General features: G+C 41.5%; 18 protein-coding genes and 1 pseudogene. 7 read left to right on the forward strand and 12 right to left on the reverse strand.

Annotated features, from left to right (window positions below):
* Positions 1–24: 24 nt before the first annotated feature.
* From ACFQ4A_RS04285 to ACFQ4A_RS04305, 5 genes are all read left to right on the forward strand, one after another.
* Complete coding sequence (locus tag ACFQ4A_RS04285) at positions 25–1,179, forward strand: acyl-CoA dehydrogenase family protein (RefSeq protein ID WP_382397926.1); 1,155 nt, start codon at positions 25–27, stop codon at positions 1,177–1,179.
* Positions 1,180–1,312: 133 nt separating this feature from the next.
* Entirely contained in the window at positions 1,313–2,176 is an 864-nt protein-coding gene (locus ACFQ4A_RS04290) for a transporter substrate-binding domain-containing protein (protein WP_382397928.1), read from the forward strand.
* 21 nt (positions 2,177–2,197) lie between these two features.
* Positions 2,198–2,905, forward strand: a complete 708-nt coding sequence (locus ACFQ4A_RS04295; protein WP_382397930.1) for an amino acid ABC transporter permease — start codon at positions 2,198–2,200, stop codon at positions 2,903–2,905.
* Between the two features lie 11 nt (positions 2,906–2,916).
* Entirely contained in the window at positions 2,917–3,633 is a 717-nt protein-coding gene (locus tag ACFQ4A_RS04300) for an amino acid ABC transporter permease (protein WP_382397932.1), read from the forward strand.
* Positions 3,634–3,654: 21 nt separating this feature from the next.
* Positions 3,655–4,410: an amino acid ABC transporter ATP-binding protein gene (locus ACFQ4A_RS04305; RefSeq protein ID WP_382397934.1), complete on the forward strand. Its 756-nt coding sequence runs from the start codon at positions 3,655–3,657 to the stop codon at positions 4,408–4,410.
* A 375-nt stretch (positions 4,411–4,785) separates the two neighbouring features.
* Here the strand turns inward: ACFQ4A_RS04305 and ACFQ4A_RS04310 are convergent, their stop codons facing one another.
* From ACFQ4A_RS04310 to ACFQ4A_RS04330, 5 genes are all read right to left on the reverse strand, one after another.
* Positions 4,786–5,580 carry an ABC transporter ATP-binding protein gene (locus ACFQ4A_RS04310; protein ID WP_382397936.1) on the reverse strand — a complete coding sequence of 265 codons (795 nt, stop codon included), beginning with the start codon at positions 5,578–5,580 and terminating at the stop codon, positions 4,786–4,788.
* A complete protein-coding gene (locus ACFQ4A_RS04315; protein WP_382397938.1) occupies positions 5,580–6,566 on the reverse strand; it encodes an ABC transporter permease in 987 nt (328 codons plus the stop codon). Before ACFQ4A_RS04315 ends, ACFQ4A_RS04310 begins: the two co-directional genes overlap by 1 nt.
* 76 nt (positions 6,567–6,642) lie before the next feature.
* Positions 6,643–7,644 carry an ABC transporter substrate binding protein gene (locus tag ACFQ4A_RS04320; RefSeq protein ID WP_382397940.1) on the reverse strand — a complete coding sequence of 334 codons (1,002 nt, stop codon included), beginning with the start codon at positions 7,642–7,644 and terminating at the stop codon, positions 6,643–6,645.
* A 264-nt stretch (positions 7,645–7,908) separates the two neighbouring features.
* On the reverse strand, positions 7,909–9,297 hold the full coding sequence (locus ACFQ4A_RS04325) for an MDR family MFS transporter (RefSeq protein WP_382397942.1): 1,389 nt from the start codon (positions 9,295–9,297) through the stop codon (positions 7,909–7,911).
* A gap of 935 nt (positions 9,298–10,232) precedes the next feature.
* The gene (locus ACFQ4A_RS04330) at positions 10,233–10,835 is read right to left on the reverse strand and encodes a trimeric intracellular cation channel family protein (protein WP_382397980.1); all 603 of its coding nucleotides are present in this window, start codon (positions 10,833–10,835) and stop codon (positions 10,233–10,235) included.
* A 192-nt stretch (positions 10,836–11,027) separates the two neighbouring features.
* Here ACFQ4A_RS04330 and ACFQ4A_RS04335 point away from each other — a divergent pair, with 192 nt between their 5' ends.
* Complete coding sequence (locus ACFQ4A_RS04335) at positions 11,028–12,179, forward strand: ArgE/DapE family deacylase (protein WP_382397944.1); 1,152 nt, start codon at positions 11,028–11,030, stop codon at positions 12,177–12,179.
* Positions 12,180–12,252: 73 nt separating this feature from the next.
* On the opposite strand, the pseudogene ACFQ4A_RS04340 reads toward ACFQ4A_RS04335, so the two are convergent.
* Positions 12,253–12,675, reverse strand: a pseudogene (locus tag ACFQ4A_RS04340) (citrate transporter); the annotation flags it as partial.
* A 191-nt stretch (positions 12,676–12,866) separates the two neighbouring features.
* A complete protein-coding gene (locus tag ACFQ4A_RS04345) occupies positions 12,867–13,550 on the reverse strand; it encodes a TetR/AcrR family transcriptional regulator (protein ID WP_382397946.1) in 684 nt (227 codons plus the stop codon).
* A 370-nt stretch (positions 13,551–13,920) separates the two neighbouring features.
* Here ACFQ4A_RS04345 and ACFQ4A_RS04350 point away from each other — a divergent pair, with 370 nt between their 5' ends.
* Entirely contained in the window at positions 13,921–15,282 is a 1,362-nt protein-coding gene (locus tag ACFQ4A_RS04350) for an IS4 family transposase (protein WP_382397948.1), read from the forward strand.
* Positions 15,283–15,290: 8 nt separating this feature from the next.
* Here the strand turns inward: ACFQ4A_RS04350 and ACFQ4A_RS04355 are convergent, their stop codons facing one another.
* From ACFQ4A_RS04355 to ACFQ4A_RS04375, 5 genes are all read right to left on the reverse strand, one after another.
* The gene (locus ACFQ4A_RS04355; protein WP_382397950.1) at positions 15,291–16,553 is read right to left on the reverse strand and encodes an NAD(P)/FAD-dependent oxidoreductase; all 1,263 of its coding nucleotides are present in this window, start codon (positions 16,551–16,553) and stop codon (positions 15,291–15,293) included.
* A gap of 80 nt (positions 16,554–16,633) precedes the next feature.
* Positions 16,634–16,972 (reverse strand): Rieske (2Fe-2S) protein, encoded by a 339-nt coding sequence (locus tag ACFQ4A_RS04360; RefSeq protein ID WP_382397952.1) that lies wholly within the window; start codon positions 16,970–16,972, stop codon positions 16,634–16,636.
* Between the two features lie 111 nt (positions 16,973–17,083).
* Complete coding sequence (locus ACFQ4A_RS04365) at positions 17,084–18,244, reverse strand: aromatic ring-hydroxylating oxygenase subunit alpha (protein WP_382397954.1); 1,161 nt, start codon at positions 18,242–18,244, stop codon at positions 17,084–17,086.
* 35 nt (positions 18,245–18,279) lie between these two features.
* Positions 18,280–19,827, reverse strand: coding sequence for an L-glutamate gamma-semialdehyde dehydrogenase (gene pruA, locus ACFQ4A_RS04370; protein ID WP_382397956.1), 1,548 nt, complete (start codon positions 19,825–19,827; stop codon positions 18,280–18,282).
* 173 nt (positions 19,828–20,000) lie between these two features.
* The gene (locus ACFQ4A_RS04375; protein ID WP_382397958.1) at positions 20,001–21,044 is read right to left on the reverse strand and encodes an ornithine cyclodeaminase family protein; all 1,044 of its coding nucleotides are present in this window, start codon (positions 21,042–21,044) and stop codon (positions 20,001–20,003) included.
* Between the last annotated feature and the right edge of the window lie 438 nt (positions 21,045–21,482).

Below are 21,482 nucleotides of genomic sequence, written 5' to 3' on the forward strand. Positions count from 1 at the left end.
TGATCATCAAGCGGAGGTGTACACATGAATTTATTGGGACAAAGCACTATAGACGAACGAATTAATTTATTCTCTAAAACAGTCGAACCTTTTACAGAACGTGCCATAAAACATGATGAAAATGGAACTTTCCCTTTTGAAAACTTTGAGGATTTAAAAGCCATCGGTTATCCGGCAGTGACCTTACCGAAAGAACACGGAGGATTGGGAGCCTCTCTCCACGAAATGCTGCGCTACCAAGAAATAATTGGGAAGGCAGATGGATCGACCGCGCTTTCTATTGGATGGCATATGGGAATCATGAAACATCTTGGCGAAAATGACATTTGGAAGAAAGATAAATACGCATCTGTCGCACATGACGTAAAAGAAACTGGTGCATTACTCAACAATGCTGCATCAGAACCGGCTACAGGGAGTCCTACCCGCGGGGGCAAACCGGAAACCTTTGTAAAAGAAGATAGTACGGGTTGGGTGATTAATGGCAGAAAAACATTTACCACACTCGCCCCTATTCTTAGTTACTTTGTGGTAAGTGCTTCCATAGATGGCACCGATGATGTAGGGAATTTCCTGGTTAAACGTGATAGCGAAGGCGTCAGGATAGAAGAAACGTGGGATTCCATTGCGATGCGTGGAACTGGCAGCCATGACCTCGTATTAGAAAATGTCCATGTTGAAAAAGATGATCTTGTTGAAATGCCGTCATCAGGTAAACAGAAACCGGCTGGCTGGCTTTTACACATACCTGCTTGCTATTTAGGAATTGCTCAAGCCGCCCAACAGGCTGCAATCGATTTTGCAACAACTTATTCACCGAATAGCATTAAAGGAACGATTTCTGAATTGCCAAATGTGAAACAAAAAATCGGTGAAATCGAACTAGGCATATTAGAAGCAAAACATTTTCTTTATTCCGTTGCTAAGAAATGGGACGAAAGCGATGAAACCATTCGGAGCACAATGGGTCCTGAGCTTGGAGCCGTTAAATTATCCGTCGTAAATAAAGCGGTTGAAGCAGTTGATTTGGCCATGAGAATTGTTGGTGCACGCAGCTTGTCCAAGAAAAACAAACTGCAACTCTACTACCGTGATGTTCGGGCAGGATTGCACAACCCACCAATGGATGACATGACAATTATTAACCTTGCCGGTAAATCGATAAGTGATCATCAGTAGGGACAGAATACTTATCCCTGCAAATTACCATAAGATTTGGGACAGAGGGAACCTGTCCCCTTATTTGACAATTATTCAAACTAAAATTATAGGGATAATATGCTATATGATTCAATTTCAAGGGGGAAGAGACATGAAAAAAGGGAAATTTCTTAAAGGAATCGTAACAGGCGTAGCTTTCGTTACCCTCTTAGCGGGATGTGGGTCAGATACTGCCTCTGGTTCAGAAGGCGAAAGTGACTCAGATGTCAGAACAGTAAAAATTGCATTTGACCAAGGATCAAAGCCGATTACTTACGTAGACGATAATGGAAATCCAACCGGATATGATGTTGAAGTGATGAAATTGGTAGATGAATTACTGCCGGAATATGAATTTGAATACGTTGGAACAACAAATGAAGACTTGCTAATCGGTGTTCAACAAGGGAAGTTTCAGGCAGGCGTTAAAAATGCGTTCTGGACAGAGGAAAGAACGGAGAACTTCCTCTATCCTGAAGAATTTCTTGGTTTGAGCAGTATCGGTCTTGTGTTAACGAAAGAAAATGCGCATATCAAAACGTTAGAAGACTTTGCCTCAGAAGGGATGACGCTAGCGCCCATAGCAGCAAATAATGCACAATACACAGTAATTGATGAATATAATCAGGAAAATCCAGACAACCCGGTCAAACTAAAGTCTGGCGATCAATTTTCCGTTGACGTTGTTCAATGGGTAAATGAAGGCCGTGTCGATGGCGGTGTGTCGATAGAGGGAACGTTTGAAAAGCAAGTTGCAGCAGAAGATGGTCCATATCATAACTTAGTAAACGACGTTGTCTATAATGAATTCGATGTGATTAAAACATGGCCATTATTTAATTTGAATGAGGAAGAACTTGCAGCTGCCTATGACGAAGCAATTAAGCAGCTTAAGGAAGAAAATAAATTAAGTGAACTTAGTGAAGAATTTTATGGCAGAGACTTATTTAAAGTTTTGGATTCGGTGGACAGATAATCAACAAACAGAGGTGCAAAAATGGAGAAATATTTTGATGTAACCTATATATGGGAATCCATTCCAACCCTTCTGCCTTTTTTAAAAGTGACATTTTTCGTAGCAGGCCTTTCCGTTCTGTTCGGAAGCCTGCTCGGATTAATCTTAGCTATCATGAAACTTGGGAAAAACAAAATTGTCCAAAAAACCGCTCATGGTTATACAACCATATTACGCTGTACACCATCTATTGTTCTGCTATTTTTGATTTATTATGGCGTTCCCGCTGTCGTCATGAACTTTGGTATCAATCTCACCGATATGAGCCCGGCCTTTTTTGTCGTGATTACGTTCACCCTCCAATTTGGTGCATTGATGTCCGAGGTCATCCGTTCAGCCTATGAATCTGTTGACAAAGGGCAATATGAAGCAGGCGTATCTGTCGGGTTAAGTAACATACAAGCTTACCGGAGAATTATTTTTCCGCAAGCATTTGTTGCTGCATTGCCTAACTTTGGCAATGCGCTGCTGGAATTAATGAAAGAAGGAGCTCTGGCCTATACCATTGGGCTGATCGATGTGATGGGCAAGGCAAACCTCATCATTGCGAGTAATTACAATTCCCATGCCTTGGAAATCTATATCGGCCTATCCATCATTTACTGGGTGCTTTCCATCATCATCGAACAATTTTTCTTAAAACTGGAAAAGATCTTTAGCAAAGGTAAGAAAAACTTAAAAACAGCTTAGGGGGTGACAGTGTGTCAGGTGGATTGGATTTTGAGTTTTTAATAGACACCTTTTTTGTCGCATTATCAGGGGTTCCTGTTGCGATGATCATTACCGTTGTTTCATTGACCATCGCATTGCCATTAGGTTTTGTACTGGCATTAACGCGATTAAATAAAATACCGATATTAAATCAGTTTTCCCGGGTTTATGTTTCCTTTATAAGAGGGACACCTGTCATCGTGCAAATTTTTATCATTTATAATAGTGTCCCTATACTGCTCGCATCTATCTTTGAAACGTATAACATCCAAATGAATGTTTATGATGTCAATCCAATTTGGTACGCACTTATTGTTTTCTCATTAAATGCAACAGCAACATTAATCGAAGTATTCCGTTCTGCCATCAATACAGTAAGTAAAGGGCAACTGGAAGCCGCCTATTCTGTTGGGTTAACAACGGTTCAGGGGTTTAGACGAATTATCATTCCTCAAACACTGGTTGTCGCATTACCAAACATTTGTAATGCAACCGTTAACCTGATTAAAGCAACGTCACTCGGCTATGCGATGTCTTTACCAGAAATTACGTTAAAAGCGCAAGTTGCAGCGAATGCTAGCTACAACTATATCGAGGCATACCTTGACATCTTTATTATTTATCTCATTATTTGCAGTTTAGTCGAATATGCATTTAAACAATTTGAAAAACGCTTAAGAAAATATCAATTAGCACCTGCTGCCTAGACTAAATTCGGAGGTGACATCATGTTAGAGATTAACAATATACACAAGTCATTCGGGGAAAATACTGTTTTGGATGGCGTAGATTTAGAGATTGAAAAAGGAGATGTGGTTGTCGTCCTTGGACCAAGCGGATCTGGAAAAACTACCCTGCTTAGGTGCATCAACTTTTTGGAAAAAGCAGATCAGGGAGAAGCTATATTTGGGGATCTTCACGTGAACCTTAATAAAGCATCGAAAAAAGCGATTCATACCATTAGAAAACGAACGGCCTTTGTATTTCAAAATTATAACCTATTCAATAATAAAACCGCACTTGAAAATGTCACGGAAGGACTTATCATTGGCAGAGGGATGCCAAAAGAAAAAGCCAATAACATTGCAAGGAATGCACTGGATAAAGTAGGATTGTCTGAAAAATACAGTGCCTATCCAGTGGAATTATCCGGCGGCCAGGAGCAACGGGTTGGTATTGCAAGAGCAGTGGCCTTGAATCCTGACATTATACTTTTTGATGAACCTACATCGGCATTGGATCCGGAATTGGTAGGTGAAGTGTTAGAAGTCATGAAAACTATCGCTAAAGAAGGAACGACCATGTTAGTCGTAACCCATGAAATGTCTTTTGCAAAAGACGTCGCTAATCGCGTCATCTTTATGGATGGCGGGGTTGTAGTCGAGGAAGGTCCACCAAAGGAGTTTTTCCAGCATCCTAAGGAAGAACGAACACAGCGTTTTCTTAAGCGAGTGCTGCCTGAAGATTATATTTATAATATTTAGAAACAGGTTGCTTTATTAAGGGAGAATTTGTCGAGCAACACCAGAAGTTATTAAGCTTTTTGAAGATGCTGTAAAAGGACCAATCACAAATTCAAAGAATGAATCAAAAGTCGATTACATCAATGGTTTTCCGCCTTGCTCACTTATATAAAGGCATATCTGCCCACTGAATTTGCTTATCTTAAGAAAGATAAGAAGACGATTGAGCAGTTGGAAGAAAAAGAAGTTCCAAAGTACCTTAAAAAGAAGAACTAGCTCTGTTTTTAAAGGATCACCAAAAGGACGTACTTTCCTAATAACTACAGTATACAGTACGTCCCATTCATTCAGAATCAGTGTTGCACAGGAATATTTCCCTTCTATCTCAAAACCCCTTCAGCCAAGGACAGCCCGGTCATCTTCAAACTGTGACCCGCGGATACGCTTAAACTCATGCAATAAATCCTTTACAGTCAGTTCCTGTTTCTTTTCCCCGCTTGCTTCAAAAATAATCTGTCCTTTATCCATCATGATTAGCCTATTCCCCAAATCAAGTGCCTGCTGCATGTTATGGGTTACCATTAATGTCGTCAACCCGGCATTCCGGACAACTTCCCCGGTCAATTCCGTAATCAGTTCCGCACGGGATGGATCCAATGCGGCCGTATGTTCATCAAGGAGTAGAATATCCGGCTCAGTAAAGGTGGTCATCAATAGTGATAAGGCTTGCCTTTCTCCGCCCGACAACAGGCCGACCTTAGCTGTCAGCCGGTCCTCCAGCCCAATATTAAGCGATGCTAAGTGATCTCGGAACATCTTTCGTCGCTTCTTATTCACCCCGAGCCGAAGTTTCCGTTTTTTATTCCTTGAATAGGCCATCGCCAAATTTTCCTCAATGGTCATGGAAGGAGCTGTACCCGCCATCGGATCCTGGAACACTCTTCCGATTAATGATGACCGTTTATATTCAGGCAGATGGACGACTTGCTTATTACTGATTAAAACATCGCCCACATCCGGAATCAAGGAACCGGAGATGATATTCATCAGGGTCGATTTCCCTGCCCCATTACTCCCAATGACAGTCACAAAGTCACCGCTTTCCAAGCTTAGATTTACATCATTCAGTGCTTTTTTCTCATCTGGTGTATTTTCATTAAAGGTAAGCGACATATTGTGCAGCTCCAGCATCAGGACACCTCCTTCACTTGTCTGCCAAGCTGATGACGTTTTGCCAGGCGTCGTTTTTTCTCTTTTCTGGCCTGTATCAGCTTAGGGGCCACCAATGCGCCAATAACAATCACCGCTGTAATGACTTTCATATCCCCTGTCTCCAGAAAATCCACCCGAAGTGCCAGGATGACGATTATCCGGTAAATAATGGCTCCTAATATCACCGCCAGCGTCGCCCGAGCAACCGTCTTTGTTCCAAATAGAGCTTCACCAATAATCACAGAAGCCAGACCAATCACAATCATACCGATCCCCATATTCACATCGGCAAAGCCGCCATGCTGGGCTATGAACCCACCAGAAAGCGCAACCAGGCCATTCGACAAACCGACACCCATAATTGTCAGGGAATCGGTATTGGCTGATAGGCTCCGGATCATCCGTTTATTATCCCCGATGGCCCGCAGTGCAAGTCCGACTTCCGTCTTCAAGTAATAATCTGTTACCAGCTTGATGAGCAGTGTCACGACCGTCATCGCCACAACGATCGCCCAGGTTGCTGGCATTTGCTCCAACCCAATTAAAGCGAGCATGTTATTCATGAACGAATCCAGGCCTGTTCCCTTCCACAAGGACTGCAGCTGTGTAAATAATGTACTTTCCCCAAGCATAGATAAGGTAGGTTGTCCGAGTATTCTCAAATTAATTGAATACAATGCCGTCATCATCAGAATCCCAGATAGTAACGCATTGATATTCCCCTTCGTATGCAAAACACCCGTGACACACCCGGCTATAAAACCGGCTATCGCTGCAAACAACGTTGACAGAATGGGAGGGACACCATGCATGATTGAAATACCAGCGACGGCTGCACCTGTTACAAAACTTCCATCCACCGTCAAATCAGGAAAATCCAGCACACGAAAAGTCAAATATACTCCCAAAGCCATTAAGGCATAAATGACGCCCGATTCTACTGCTCCAAATAATGATAAAAACATTTTCTCCCTCCCAAGCTATTCATGACGTCAAACAGACGGGAGCCAGGTATCACCCGGCTCCTGAATGATTAACACATTATTCGCTTCCCACCAGCTGGGCTTCCTCGTCCCATTTATCTTGCCATTCCACACCCTGGTCCTCTGCCGCTTGTTGATTGATGAACAATTCGATTTCCGGCGGATATTCGGGCGGAATCTCATTTGGTTCTTTTTCGCCGGTCAATATATCAGCAGCCATTTCACCCGTACGGTAGCCAATGGTGTGGTAGTCTATCCCAAAGGTGGCAAACCCACCCTCTGCAAGGGAATCCGGTTCACCAACAATCAACGGGATATCCTGGTCATTCGCTATCCCTACCACACTATCCAAGGCGGAGACTACGGTATTATCTGTAATGATATAAAAGACGTCAGCATCCTCAACAAGTGACGTGGCAGCTTGCTGCACCTCAGAGGAGTTGGCTACGGTTCGCTCTACAATGGACAAACCGGTTCCCTCAGCCGCTGTTTTGACACTTTCCACCTGATTAACGGAGTTCTGTTCCCCCGCATTGTAGACCATCCCAACATTGGCATCGGCAAAGTTATCTTCAAGAAATGCCACCGTTTCTTCAATTTGTTCCGGATGAAGATCCACCACACCGGTAATGTTTTCGCCGGCTTCATCCATGGAAGGGACTAACTCGGCATCGACCGCATCCGTAACCGATGTAAAGACGATTGGAATATCACTGGTCGCCTGTAATGCCCCAAGCGCACTTGGCGTCGAATTGGCAAAGATCAAATCCACATCATCAGCCACGAAGCCATCCGAAATGGGCTGCACATTATTCTGGTCATTCTGTGCACTTTGAAAATCGTATTCCACTTCCAACCCTGCATCTTTCAATGCTTCCTGAAATCCATTATAGGCTTCATCCAGGGAAGGATGCTCAACAATTTGGGTAGCACCAACTGTATAGGTCTCCCCGCTTACCTCCGATTCAGCAGAAGTATCGCTTGATGCCTCGTCATCAGAACCGCAAGCAGCTAATAGAAGGATCGATATAACTGCAAAAAGACTTAAAAACTTTTTCACCTGCTCTTCCCCCTTGTTTTTTATATTGTGTAAATAGTTAAACGTGATTATAGCATACTTTCAAACCGGTTTCGATAATATTCCGAAAAAACTTTTATATTCTATTACATACACGCTTTAAAGTATTAAAGTTTTCATCATTAACTCGGAATTATATGTTATTCTTGCAATCTTATAAAGTATGAAACGACGCTTCCGTTATTATACGGAAACGTCGTTTTATAACCCAGTTGTTCTTGTATTTCAGCAGCTATTTTCAGTGGGTTACTTCTTTTTTTCTAAAAAGAATGAGAGAATCAATCCCGTCATGGCAAATAAAAACGCAACGAAAAAGGCGGTTTTCACGCCGTTCAGGTAAGCAAACGGGTTCAATGTTTCAGTTTCGGTAGCAGTCCTGCTAATAAAGGAGATAATAAATGTTAATCCCAACGATCCCCCAAATTGGCGGGCAGTATTGATCACCGCCGTTCCATGAGGAATCAAAGCATCAGGCAAAGCATTGATACCAGCGGTCATGATTGGCATATTAATCAATGCAACACCAGCCATGGGAACCATAAATAAGACCATTGTCAGAACGAAAGGCGTATCAAGATCAAGCATAAAATGAAAACCGAGTGTGCTCAAACAAAGCATAACAAAACCAATAATCGCAATGGTTTTACCACCGTATTTATCGAACAATCTTCCTGCAAAAAGGGACATCACGGCAAGTGTCAAGGCGCCAGGCATAACAATCAAGCCACCGTAATAAGCCGAAAACTGCTGCGCGTTCTGCACATACATCGGTAAAATCGTCTCGATGGATATCAACAAACTAAACGAGAGGATGGAAATAAACGCAACAAGCGCAAACACAGGTACCTTAAGCACACGAAGTTCCAAAATAGGCGTCGAGAGCCGCAGCTGCCGAAATACAAATAAACCCAATGCCAAAGCGCCTGCGATCAGACTGCCAAGCGTACTTGCATCCGTTATTCCCGCCTCCTCTATTTTGTTGAATCCGTAAAGCATGCCACCAAAACCAATGGTTGATAATAAAATGGATAGGACGTCAATTTCTGTTTTCCGTTGCTCTGTAATGTTACGCATAAACAAAAAAACCAAAAGCAGAATGCATGCTGCAACCGGAAGTGTTAAGAGAAACAAAGCACGCCATTCGAAATATTTGATCAACAGGCCGGATATCGGAGGGCCAACCGCAGGCGCAACGTTAATCACGAGCCCGGCTAACCCCATCGCAAACCCTCTTTTTTCTTTTGGGTAACTAAGAAACATGACGGTTTGCATTAATGGTATCATGATCCCAGAGCCCATCCCTTGAACAATGCGTCCCGCAATTAAGATGGAAAAGGAAGGTGCAACGAAGCCAATCAATGTACCTGTAAAAAACAAGGTCATCGCGCTCAGCATTAATGTCCTTGTTTTAAACCTATCAATTAAATAAGCCGTGATCGGGATAAGAATGGCTACTGTTAACATAAAGCTGGTCGTCAGCCATTGAACGTCACTCGAGTTAATCTCAAATTCAATCATGATTTTTGGAAAAGCCGTGATCAGCAGAAACTGTGTAAGAACAGATAAAAAAGATGCAGACAATGTCGTTGCAACAATTAAACGTCTATGTAAAGGTGATAGATTCGTCGACGTCATATTCTGACCCTCCTTTGTCTTCCAGTAGCTGAAAAGGTATGATGGTTTTAGCAACTGTTGAGGCCTCAATTTCCTTCCATAAAGGACGACACGACTAAATCCAGACCCTGCAAGAGACCTCAAATATCTATCACATAGTCGATAGCCATTTTAGGATTTTAAATGGATCACTGTGTAATCAAATATACTTTTTATTAAGAGAGAGACCGCTAATTGGTTCTCTTTTAACGCCAAGCAGAACTTTTATAATAAAAAATATGACCCTGTTAATAAAGAGCGTCATCTTACTCTTAAGTGCCCCTTGTTTAGACACGTCTAAAAGGGGGACAGTTCCAGATTACGCTCTATTATTGAAAAATTATTATTTAGCTGTAAGCGTCAATTCATCCCCACCTGTTTTCAGGGTGGGGATTAAGCAGTAGATCAAAGTGGGATCACTCACATCGACATGGGTGCGGACATGCTGAACGCCGTGTTTTAATTGCATCTGGATTGCCTGCAATGCACGTTTCTTTATATCGTCTTTCGTTTCGTTTACATCCTCAGCCGGAGATACGTTGGATTCGGCCAGAATGAAGCGTCAAATCCTTTAAACCTTCTTCTTTATACAATTTTGCATTCTTTAATAACAATTAACCATCTCTCCTTTTAACGTAGCACATCTATCATATCAAATAAGTCGTGTAAATGATAACTTGGCTCACAAGGGGCACTGTGTCTTTGTCAGTAACCCGCCAAAAACGGCGGCTACTAACCTTAAATCCCCGATTCTGTTCGGGCCTGCACAACGCAGGTCACAAAGGCGTTGCAACACGACAAAGAAAACGTCGACAGCGATACATCGCACGAAGAAAAAGAAAAAGTGCTTTCCTTTTTCAAGGACACTGCGAACTTAGCCCATTCGGTGAAAAGGAACGTCACTGAGGAAAACTGTATCATGACCATATTGGATGCCGGGGTAGTCTCCATTTAAAACGCACTGAACACATTCTTAATGTAACAATGGTGACAAAAAGAATACCTGTTGTCCAAGCACCACTGATTAAATCAAGACCAATTACTAAACCACCCAGTGTCGCCCAAAGTGCGTAAATCTCCTCGCGAAAAATCATCGGCTTACGTCCTGCAAGAACATCCCTTATCATCCCTCCGCCTGATCCAGTCAAGGTAGCTGCCACCAATACTGCGCTTAACGGGGCACCGACCTGAACGGCACTTAAAGCCCCTTGAATGGCAAATGACGCCAAACCAATCGCATCAAAAAGAATTCCCCATTTATTCCAATACTGAATCCAAGGATTCGGTAATAGAAAAACAACAGTAATCACCAAAAAGACGACAACAAATAAATCACCTTGCGTCCAAATGGATTCAATCGGTATACCAATCAATAAGTTACGGATCGTACTACCTCCGAATGCCGTCACAAACCCTAGAACATAAACACCTAAAATGTCATAATCCTCTTGCATCGCAATAATGGCGCCACTGACTGCAAACGCAATGGTACCGACAACATTAAGTACTTCCCATATCAATGTTTTCATTCCTTTTTGTGTTATTCTCATTCTATGCTTCCCCATTTATACAAACCCTGCAGATTACATTATAGCTTTACCAGGTGGAAGTTTCATTGAGAACGGCGACCACTCAAATGCCATCGCCAACATGGATAATCATGACTGATTTGCAGGAAGATAAAGGGTAAATTAATATAGAGGTGAAAAAAAGTGGATCAGGAACAAGCCAAATCATTTTTAAAAGATATCATTAACGTCAACAGTGTCAATCCTCCCGGAAATGAAACAGAGGTCGCAAATAAGTTAAAAGCCCTTTTCGATGAACATGACATCGAGACGGAACTGGTTGAATACGACGAGAACCGAACAAACCTCATTGCTCATTTACGAGGGGACAAGGATGGGCCGGTACTGGGGCTCACCGGTCATATGGATGTTGTGCCCCCAGGAGAAAATGAATGGGAACATAACCCATTCGGAGCTGAAGAAGAAGACGGAAAAATCTATGGCCGCGGGGCTTGTGATATGAAAAGCGGTCTTGTTGGCTGCGTGATGGCCATGGTTTCGTTGAAAGAAGAAGGTCTTCCACAGAGCGGTGAAATCACCCTTTTGGCAACAGTCGGTGAAGAAGCAGGTGCCGTGGGAGCCCATCAGCTAACTGAAAAAGGTTATGCCGATCAATTGGATGCTCTCATCATCGCAGAACCGACGTATAATCAAATGAAAATTTCCCATAAAGGAGCGTTGTGGCCACAAATTATCACATATGGTAAAACCGCTCATGGCTCAATGCCGGAGAATGGCATTAATGCCGTCCGCCATATGAATGAAATTATCCATCAGATTTTGGGCGAATCATTCGAATTAAGCTATGAAGAAGACGATCTGCTGGGAGGCCCTACATACAGTGTTGGTGTCATCAAAGGCGGATCGAATACAAACGTTGTCCCTGACCAATGTTTTGCGACTATCGATATTCGGACGGTTCCTTCTCAGGACCATCAGCAAATTATCGAGCAAATTGAGCAGGTCATCGAAACCGTGAGAAAGAAGTACCCTGATCTTAAAGCTGAAATCCGCAGCTTGAACGATCAGTCACCGGTCAAGACTTCCAGTGAAGATCCGTTTGTCCAGTTAGTTCAAGATGTGGTAAAAGAATCAAATGGCCAGGCGGAACTTGGCGGCATGACAGGTTACACAGATGGTTCTCAATTTATACATGCTAATAAAAAATTCCCCATCGTTGTACTAGGACCAGGCGAAACGTCAATTGCCCATCAGCCCGATGAGTATGTTGAGATTGACAAATACCTTGACAGTATTAACCTTTATAAGGAGATTGCCAAGAAATTTTTAGCATAGGTCCAGTTTGTTTTGGGGGGACACTACTCGTGCAAACAAGAACCTTATCTAAAATGCGCCCCCCTGCTTCCTCTTAAATGATACCAATAAATACCGCAATGATTAATAGTACAATGCTCAACCCCCATAACCACGGGAGGGAATATTTGATGTGGCGACCCATTTCCAAACCTGATAAACCAAGCGCCAGCCATACCGCTGGTGCTAACGGGCTGACAAATGTCCCGACGATATTACCAATAATCATCGCATAGGCTGTCGTTAACATACCTGTGCCAAAACCTGATGCAATCTGTTCAACGACTGGAAGCAATGCAAAATAGTATGCATCCGTGCTTAGCAGTAAGTCAAAGAGCACTCCCAGGACGCCAATAATCAGATGTAAATATGGTCCAACAGCTTCAGGCATAACAGCAACGCCATCTTCTGCTATTGCATTCAGCATCCCTGTCCCTGTCAGGATCCCCAAAAATGAGCCGGCAGCGAGAATGATCGCAATAAAAATAAAACTATAAGGGGATCACTAGGGAACAAATGGAGCATAACCACATGCAACAAAATTGAGGCGACAAGAGGTAACGAAAAAGAACACCGGGGACGATGTTCACGCTTCTTGATTCCTCCAACCCCAAAAGCTTGGTGGCGTAAGATGATAGCTCACATCCTTTTGATACCAAGTATTGAGGCCTATTTATCATGTCCGAAACATGCGTTAGCTAAACTGTAATTGTTTACTATCTCTGTTATATGTTGCATCGTTTTGTTCGTTGCTTCTTCCGCATTCAAATGACGCCGATTATTTATGATAGTGATTAGCATACCTTGCCATATTAATACAGTTCTTTCATTAATAATGGCAACGGCTTCTTTTGTCAAATAACCTTCCTGAACCGACTTATCCAGTTCCTTTCTGCTTCTTGTTGACAAGTTATATTCTGTAATAAGTATCTTTATGTCTTCTGTAAAATCCTGGAACACATCGGATTGATAGACACTATAGTAATATGTTAATAATTCCTCAGGTCTGTCGCCTAAATCAGCTAAAAAGATAGCATAGTATACTTCGGGCTCTTCAAAGGAATGTTTACAAAAGCATTCCCAACTCAACAAGTACCTGTCTAAAGCATGATCACCCTTGTCCATGTATGTTGGAAGCTCTTCAATAAATTTATTTAAATAATTTAACGCTGCAAAAAAGATTAAGTGAGAAACTTCCTGGAAATAGTTATATATCGTAGCACTATTGTATCCTGCTTTATTGGCGATCTCCCGTATTGTTACATTTTCAATTCCCTTTTGATCGATTATCTCAACTGTAGCGTCAACAAAATATTGCCACATCCGTTGCATTTGTATTTCTTTATTATTCAATGACGAGCCCCCTCATTTTTACAATCTTTCAACGTACCCTTCCATTACTATAAAGGAATTTTTATATGTAATCAAGATTACAAAAACATGAGGGGGGCTTCAAACGGTATGGCTTTCTTTAAAATAACCAAATATAAAAAATACAGCATTCATCTCGTCTTTCCAGCGAATGCTGTAGAATCTCTACATTTTTAATACGATAAACTCAACTTTCGCAGATTAAAAATACGCTTTAATTGAACTGCAGCACCATCCATTGGCACCTGCATTATGTTCCTTGACAACACATCACAATAAAAGAAAAACACCTCGACTTTTGGTATAGTTTAATTAACCAGAAAAAACTACCAATAGCGAGGTGCCTACTACTATGATAGCGAATAATGACATGAATAATCAACTGCCAAAAGCATTAAAAACCGTATTTGATGAACTGGGTATTTTAAAACACTTACGGAAAGCCGGTATTACAAAGGGTTTGGGCTTTACGTGCGCCTATATATTCAAGCTGATATTCAGCCTGATTTTCGAAGGGAAAAACTGGTACATGCTTCTGGAAGGCAAAAAATCCGATGACTTGCCCGAAAAGAACGCCATATACCGGTTTTTAAACAACTCCAAGTATAATTGGCGCCGTTTCCTGCTTTCTTTGAGTGCAGCTACAATCAGTAAAGTGAGCACGTTAACCGGAAACAAACGCCCAAAAGTTCTGATCGTGGATGATTCTTCTTATGAGCGAAATCGCAGTAAAAAGGTTGAACTGCTCGCACGCTGCTTTGACCATGCTTCACAAAAAATGCGTTACTACAAAGGATTCCGCATGCTGACGCTTGGATGGTCTGATGGGACAACATTTATGCCGATTGACTTTTCATTATTAAGTTCCATGAAGGCTAAATTAAACGGCATCAACGAAAAAATAGACAAACGCACATCCGGTTATAAACGGCGCCGGGAAGCATTACAAAAAGCTCCGGAGCAATTACCGGATATGATTAAACGTGCCCTGTCAAAAGGTATTGACGCATCTTATGTTTTAATGGATTCATGGTTTACACAGCCACCATTGATAAAAGACATCGTGAATCAGGGACTCGATGTCATTGGCATGGTAAAAGCAACAAACCAGCGATATCTGGTTAACAATAAGCGGGTTGGTTTGAAAGAACTTTATCGTTTGGCTGCACCGACAAAGCATCACAAAAGCATTTTACGTTCAATTCACACAACCATGGCTAATGGCGTTGATGTCAAGGTTGTATTTGTTCGCAACCGAAACAAGAAACGTGAATGGCTCGCGATATTGAGCACCGATTGCACCTTAACAGAACAGGAAATCATACGCATCTATGGGATGCGCTGGGACATTGAAGTCTTCTTTAAAACAACCAAGTCCCTTTTGAAACTGCAGAAAGAATTTCAGGGCCGATCCTATGATTCCATGATTGCGCATACTACCATCGTGTTCACGAGGTATATTGTATTATCCTGGCAACATCGATGTAGTACCGACGAGCGCACACTTGGCGGTATGTTTTATGAACTCTGTGACGAAATAAATGAACTCGATTGGGCTGTGGCACTGCAGCAGTTAATCGAGCTTTTTGAAGATGTTTTAAAAAAGACCAATCAAAAGTTAAAAAAACTAATCAAAAGTCAATTACATCAATGGTTTTCTGCCTTGCCCAGTTATATCAAGGCATATCTGCCTAATTTGTGCTGCGAAAGTTGAGCGATAAATTAATAGGAAACCTTATCTTCATTCGCTCGTAAATGCACTTTTTTTAAACTCATATCTGGATTGGATAGCAGATCAGTGTGAACTGGATGTTGTTGTTTAACCAAACGACGGACTGCTAGTGCATTTTTTGGTTGATTTACAAGTAAAGCTGCCTCTACAATGTCACTTTCATTTAAATAAAAATACGTAAATTGTTGGTCTTCTATATTTCCTCGCAATACAGTGGACTTCCAATCTTTTGTGTGGCCAAAATATTGCAAACGATGGTCATATTGATCAGACCAAAAATAAGGAATTGCAGAATAGGGAGCTGATTTTTCATTGATCATATTTTTGGCAACACATTTGCCATGATTAACGGCGTGGTCCCAATGCTCTATGTGAATATTCGCTCCTCGATATGGCCACATTGCACAATCCCCTGCAGCATATACATTAGGCAACGATGTTTCGCCAAATTCGTTTACAACATACCCACGATCAACATCGAGTTTTTCATCAGACAATAGGGTATTTGGTATAACGCCAATTCCAACAATGACAGCCTGACACGAAATGACTCGCCCATTCTCGGTTAAAACCTTTTCAACTTGAGATGTTCCATCAAATTGAACAACCGAATCTCCCGTTATAACATTTACGCCTTTAGATTGATGTAAATGAAGAAAATACTCTCCCATCTCCTCGCCAAGAATGTGGGCTAACGGCAACGGCATACGTTCTAATATTGTCACTTCTTTCCCCAGTTTTTTAAGTGATGAAGCAAGCTCCGCACCAATAAACCCCGCTCCAACAATGACAACCTGCTGGACATTATCCAATTTGCTGCGAATATTATTCGCGTCAGACAATGTTTTCAAATAATGAACTTCCTCAAGATCTGAACCCTTAACTTGTAACTGTCTTAGACGGGATCCTGTTGTGAATAGAAGTTTTTCCCATTCAATAATCGTGCCATCTGATGTAATGGCGATTTGTTTTTCAGCATCAATCGAGACAATCTCAACACCTAGCTTTAACTCAATACGCAACGTATTAAAACTTTCATGACTACGCAAGTATATATTCGATTCCGATGATTCGCCCAACATATACTCTTTAGACAGAGGCGGACGATCATAAGGTAATTGTGTATCACGGTCAATTAGCACTATTCGACCTTCATATCCTTCGTTACGAAGCGACTCAGCGGCATGAACGCCTGCTATTCCAGCTCCAATTATCACAAAAGGTTTGGTAGTCGTCATAAAATTTCTCTCCAATCATCCTAACTCCCGGATCATTCCAGGTTTCTGCTGTGACTTCATATGATGGTGAATGGTACAAATCTTTAGTTATCCATTTAGATTTTGATCCAAATGGAACCATCTTGTTCTACCACGTTATACACAGGCAAAGATTCATCAGCCGGACCTTCCAATACGGAACCATCTCGGATATCAAAACAGGCGAAGTGAAGTGGACAATATAGACAATGGTCCTCCAGCTCACCATCCACTAACTCGGAATAAGCATGCGTACATATGCCATCTACCGCAAATAAAGATCCATTTACACGTGCCACAACTAGCGTTTCTTTCCCAACGGACACTTCGATCATTTCACCTTCATTCACTGAATCACTAGATGCCACAAAAGTATACTTACTATCCCCTAATAGACTCCCGGCCTGATTAATCATTTTTCTCAACTCCTTCCTCAAATAGTTAATGAAATTGCTGCAGTATGGTTGAAATAAGGGATATGGGTGATGTTAAATGCCGTCATTCACAACCATATCCCTTCCTGCAGCTTAATCCCTTTCTTCCAGTTCCTTTTGCACATATTTCTTAAAGTTAGCTACCCGCCAATCGATGGGTGTTAGAACACCGCCATTTTCATACGCCTTTGATTGATTTCCTAACTGCACGAGCTCACTTGCTTCCCAATCTTCTTTGCTTGTAACATCCCAAAAATCAACTGCATCGTCGATATGGCAGTCATCATTAGCCAAAACATCCGGGTCGAACAGCCAATAGCCTTTGACCAACGTTTCGTCCGGTTTAATTGGGAACATTGCCGCGATAAACACATAATCAGAAGCCATACAGATATAGGAATGCGGAAAAATGTGCAGATAAGAAATTTTTCGTTTATCATCCTCGGTAAGCCCCGGGAAAACAGGGCGATAAGCATTCCCATCAATGTTCACACGTTCAAAACCAGCCTTTAACGCCATTGCGCCGACATGTTTAACAACTTTTGTTTCCGGTACGTCATCACCGACCCAATTTCTTGGTTGGTTTGGTGGTGTGGTACGGCTTAATTCCGGGTGAATATTCCCGCAATGGTAGCATTCCTCTGCATTCTCCATCAATAGCTTCCAATTCGCCTTCACCGTATAGCTTCTCTTCTCTCCTAGCTTAAGTCTATCCATCTGATACCTTTCATAGATGGACCATGATTCCGGCAGATTAAAGCTTTCTTTTAGCGAAGGAGCATCTGGATCGACATTAAGCCAAATATACCCATCCCATGTTTCCGCTTTCACTTTTACTAGTGGATGTTCACTTTTTTCAAAATTAGCATCTTCTTCCGGAATATTTGGCGTCTTCTTCAACTCACCAGTATCGCCACTATACATCCAGCTATGGTAAGGACAGATGATATTACCTCTGCTGAAATGACCTGACTCAGCAGTACATAGTCGGGATCCGCGGTGCCGGCATACATTGTAGAACGCGTTAACCTGACCATCCGATCCACGCGTGACAATGAAATTCTCGTGGGCGATTTGAACAGTTGTATAATCACCAGGATTCGGAATCTCTTCCTCTCTGCCTGCACATAGCCATGTTTTAAACCAAATCTTATCTAATTCTTTTTTAAACGTATCCCAATCATAGTATTCTTCGCCTGACAGAGTTGCTTCAAAGGTCGCATCGCTTGGCCAGCCGCCTTCAATCGTTTTCATAACTATAATCCTCCTTATTTAACTATTTTTATGATTCAGAGGTTTTCAGCACACGTCTTGGATTTCACAAAGTTTAATAGATAGTCTAAACACCCTGTCTTTGAACCTGTGCCCGACATATAATAACCGCCAAACGGCTGTACGCCTACTAACGCTCCTGTACATTTACCGTTAAAAAACAGATTACCACAATCCATTTTTTGCCGAGCATATGAGATTTGATCGCGATTCTTCGTATATAAGGCCCCTGTCAATCCAAACTCAGTGTCATTATATACTTGAACCCCTTCTTCCACATTTGCCACTTTACAAATTGCCAGCACTGGTCCAAAGATTTCTTCCTTCATAATACGTGACGTTGCTGGCACATCTTTAAAAATGGCAGGCGTAATATAATAACCTTTTGTGTCATCACTATCGCCACCAAAAACTAAGGTTCCTTCCTCTTTTCCAACTTCAATATATTCGTTGATTTTTTTAAATGCTTTTTCATCAATGACAGGGCCTATTGCATTGTTCTCAGTTCCAGATCCAACTTGAAGTGCTTTTGCTCGCTCGATAATTTTATCAACCATTGTATCGTAAACGTTTTCATGGATGATCGCTCTTGACCCAGCCGAACACTTTTGTCCCTGATAACCAAATGCTGACGTAACAATCCCATCAGCAGCGGCATCAAGATCTGCTGATTCATCAACAACAATGCCGTTCTTACCGCCCATTTCCGCGACGACACGTTTAATCCAGCGCTGGCCTGGTATTCTTTTATGTGCCACTTCATCAATGTGCAATCCCGCTTCTTTTGATCCAGTAAACGAAATGAAGTTGATATCTCGATGTGCTACCATATAATCACCAATGTCACCTGACGCCCCGGGGACAAAATTAATAACACCATCAGGAAGATTGGCTTCATGCATTATTTCCATAAATTTCGCCGCAATCACTGGTGTCAAGGAAGCAGGTTTTAGTAATACGGTATTACCTGTAACAATGGCAGATACTGTCATACCAGTTACAATCGCTATAGGGAAGTTCCATGGTGAAATAATGGCCCCTACCCCAAGCGGTTTATATTCGAGCCGATTTTCAATTCCTGGCAATGATACAAGCTCTTGCCCTTGCTCAAGCTCCAGCGCTTTACGCCCATACATTTCCAGAAAATCAATGGCTTCGTTAGTTTCCCCATCGGCTTCTGCCCAATTTTTACCTGCTTCGTATATTTGCCAGGCGACCAGCTCAGCTTTACGACGCTTCATAATTTCAGCCGCTTTAAATAAATATAATGAGCGTTCCTGAAAGGTCGCCTGGCCCCAGCTTTCATATGCACTTCTGGCAGCAGATATCGCTGTTTCGATATGGTCCCCGCCAGCTTGGCTTACGTAACCTATAACTTCATTGTGTGCAGCTGGATTGTATGAAGCTAGATTATTGTCAGTTAAAACTTCCTTCCCACCAATAAGCAAAGGATATTTCTGGCCTAATTCCGATTTAACAAACTCCAGATTTTTATTTAAATTGTCCTTATTTTCGGTTTTTTTCCAATCTGTTGGTGCATCATTTTGGAATGGTGCCACAGGCATAAAAACACCTCCTATAAAGTGAAGCTTCATTCAGTGGGGGTTTCCCTTCCACCCCCACTGAATGTTAGCTGAGCGAATCGGGCCTTTACAGACAGTTGACCCTCACTTAACTTTTTCGTCCTGCCTAAAAATCTTGCAGTGGGATTTACTGTCTGTTAAGGCGGGAAAAATAATTAATACATGGCAGGCTCAGACCACAATTTCACTTCTGTACCTAACCCACGTTCTTTCGCATTTTGATAAATTCGATAGCTATTGGCTGTATCTGTTGCACATATACCTAACGTTACAAAAAAGATACTGTCATCCTCACTTTCCCGACAAACCGTATCGCCTGTAATAACTTGGCCTAATTCAATAATATCGGACTGATCCATTTGCCCGGATTTGGTTAATTCTGATAAAGGATATTTATCATCATTTAAGCGAAGTTTATAGTCCATGCAATATTTATTAAAACCTTGTAAAATGGCTTCATCTTTGTGATCCCACATAGAAACACCAGAATGGAAAGAACCTTTTTTTATCCATTCTTTAGGAATATATTCATTTCCTAAATTCACATTTGTTGCTGTATACACAATATCGGACTGTGCTACTGCCTCTTCAACATCACTACAAATTTCAAACGTATACCCTAAATGTTTCCATTTCGAAGCGAATTTTTCGGCTCGTTCCTTATCAACATCATACAAGCGTACTGTTTTTATGTTTTTCATCACTCTGCTTGTCGCTTCGATATGTGCATTCTGAATAACACCACAGCCGACCATTCCGAGGATTTCTGAATCTGGCCGAGCACAATACTTTGCGCCTAAAGCACTTGAAGCACCAGTACGTAAAGCGCTTACAATGGTGTCATCCATAACAGCAAAAGGGTATCCTGTGTTTTCGTTATAAAGAATAATCATTCCGTTCGATCGTGGTGTTTGTCTTTCAATCGGATTCATTGGATTACTTGGTATACCTTTCACAGCTGCAACGCGCATCTCTTCAGAACGAATAAGAGCAGCATGGACGCCGATTCGCTTACCGGAGTAATTGCCTTCTTCCCATAATAAATGTAATAATTCTGGTTCAACGACTTTATCTTCCGCTAGCCATAAATTAACTTTTTCGACGTATTCCAGAATCATATCCATATCTTTTGCTCCACCTTCGATACATTCCTCTTGAGACAACCATAAAACGTTAACTTCTTTGTTGGAATGACTCATTTTAACGCAACACTTCCTTACTTTTTTTGTTGTAGTTACCTTCATTCAGACTTTATATGGTTTGAACTCTTCAATTTCTATTTTCCATGACACCACCTCTTTCAAATCGATTATACATCTTTCTTACTGTTAAATTACTGAAGTAATCATGATTATTAACTTTGATTATATTATAATCATGATTATATAAAAAGTGCAACACCTTTTTAATTTTTCTTTATAAAAAATATATTATAAATTATCCGATAATACCCCTTGTTTAACATCGTGATTATGTTATAATCACGATTAACAATACTGTAAGCGGTTACATTAACTGGTATCACAATCCCGATGCCATTTTAAGGAAGTGATACCTCACTCTAAAAGAATCCAATAGTAAATCTGGTCCCCTATTTAAAGCGTCAGAGAAAGTTACACATCGAATTTCTTAATGGA

Source organism: Lentibacillus salinarum, assembly GCF_042679865.1.
Taxonomy (GTDB): Bacteria; Bacillota; Bacilli; order Bacillales; family Amphibacillaceae; genus Lentibacillus; species Lentibacillus salinarum.

What these genes read in the sequence shown, in the direction of transcription:
- ACFQ4A_RS04305 (WP_382397934.1), top strand. Translation starts at nt 3,655, where the DNA reads ATGTTAGAGATTAACAATATACACAAGTCATTCGGGGAAAATACTGTT.
- ACFQ4A_RS04375 (WP_382397958.1), bottom strand. Translation starts at nt 21,044, where the DNA reads ATGAGTCATTCCAACAAAGAAGTTAACGTTTTATGGTTGTCTCAAGAG.
- ACFQ4A_RS04360 (WP_382397952.1), bottom strand. Translation starts at nt 16,972, where the DNA reads ATGATTAATCAGGCCGGGAGTCTATTAGGGGATAGTAAGTATACTTTT.
- ACFQ4A_RS04285 (WP_382397926.1), top strand. Translation starts at nt 25, where the DNA reads ATGAATTTATTGGGACAAAGCACTATAGACGAACGAATTAATTTATTC.
- ACFQ4A_RS04365 (WP_382397954.1), bottom strand. Translation starts at nt 18,244, where the DNA reads ATGAAAACGATTGAAGGCGGCTGGCCAAGCGATGCGACCTTTGAAGCA.
- ACFQ4A_RS04310 (WP_382397936.1), bottom strand. Translation starts at nt 5,580, where the DNA reads ATGCTGGAGCTGCACAATATGTCGCTTACCTTTAATGAAAATACACCA.
- ACFQ4A_RS04350 (WP_382397948.1), top strand. Translation starts at nt 13,921, where the DNA reads ATGATAGCGAATAATGACATGAATAATCAACTGCCAAAAGCATTAAAA.
- pruA (WP_382397956.1), bottom strand. Translation starts at nt 19,827, where the DNA reads ATGCCTGTGGCACCATTCCAAAATGATGCACCAACAGATTGGAAAAAA.
- ACFQ4A_RS04295 (WP_382397930.1), top strand. Translation starts at nt 2,198, where the DNA reads ATGGAGAAATATTTTGATGTAACCTATATATGGGAATCCATTCCAACC.
- ACFQ4A_RS04315 (WP_382397938.1), bottom strand. Translation starts at nt 6,566, where the DNA reads ATGTTTTTATCATTATTTGGAGCAGTAGAATCGGGCGTCATTTATGCC.
- ACFQ4A_RS04290 (WP_382397928.1), top strand. Translation starts at nt 1,313, where the DNA reads ATGAAAAAAGGGAAATTTCTTAAAGGAATCGTAACAGGCGTAGCTTTC.
- ACFQ4A_RS04325 (WP_382397942.1), bottom strand. Translation starts at nt 9,297, where the DNA reads ATGACGTCGACGAATCTATCACCTTTACATAGACGTTTAATTGTTGCA.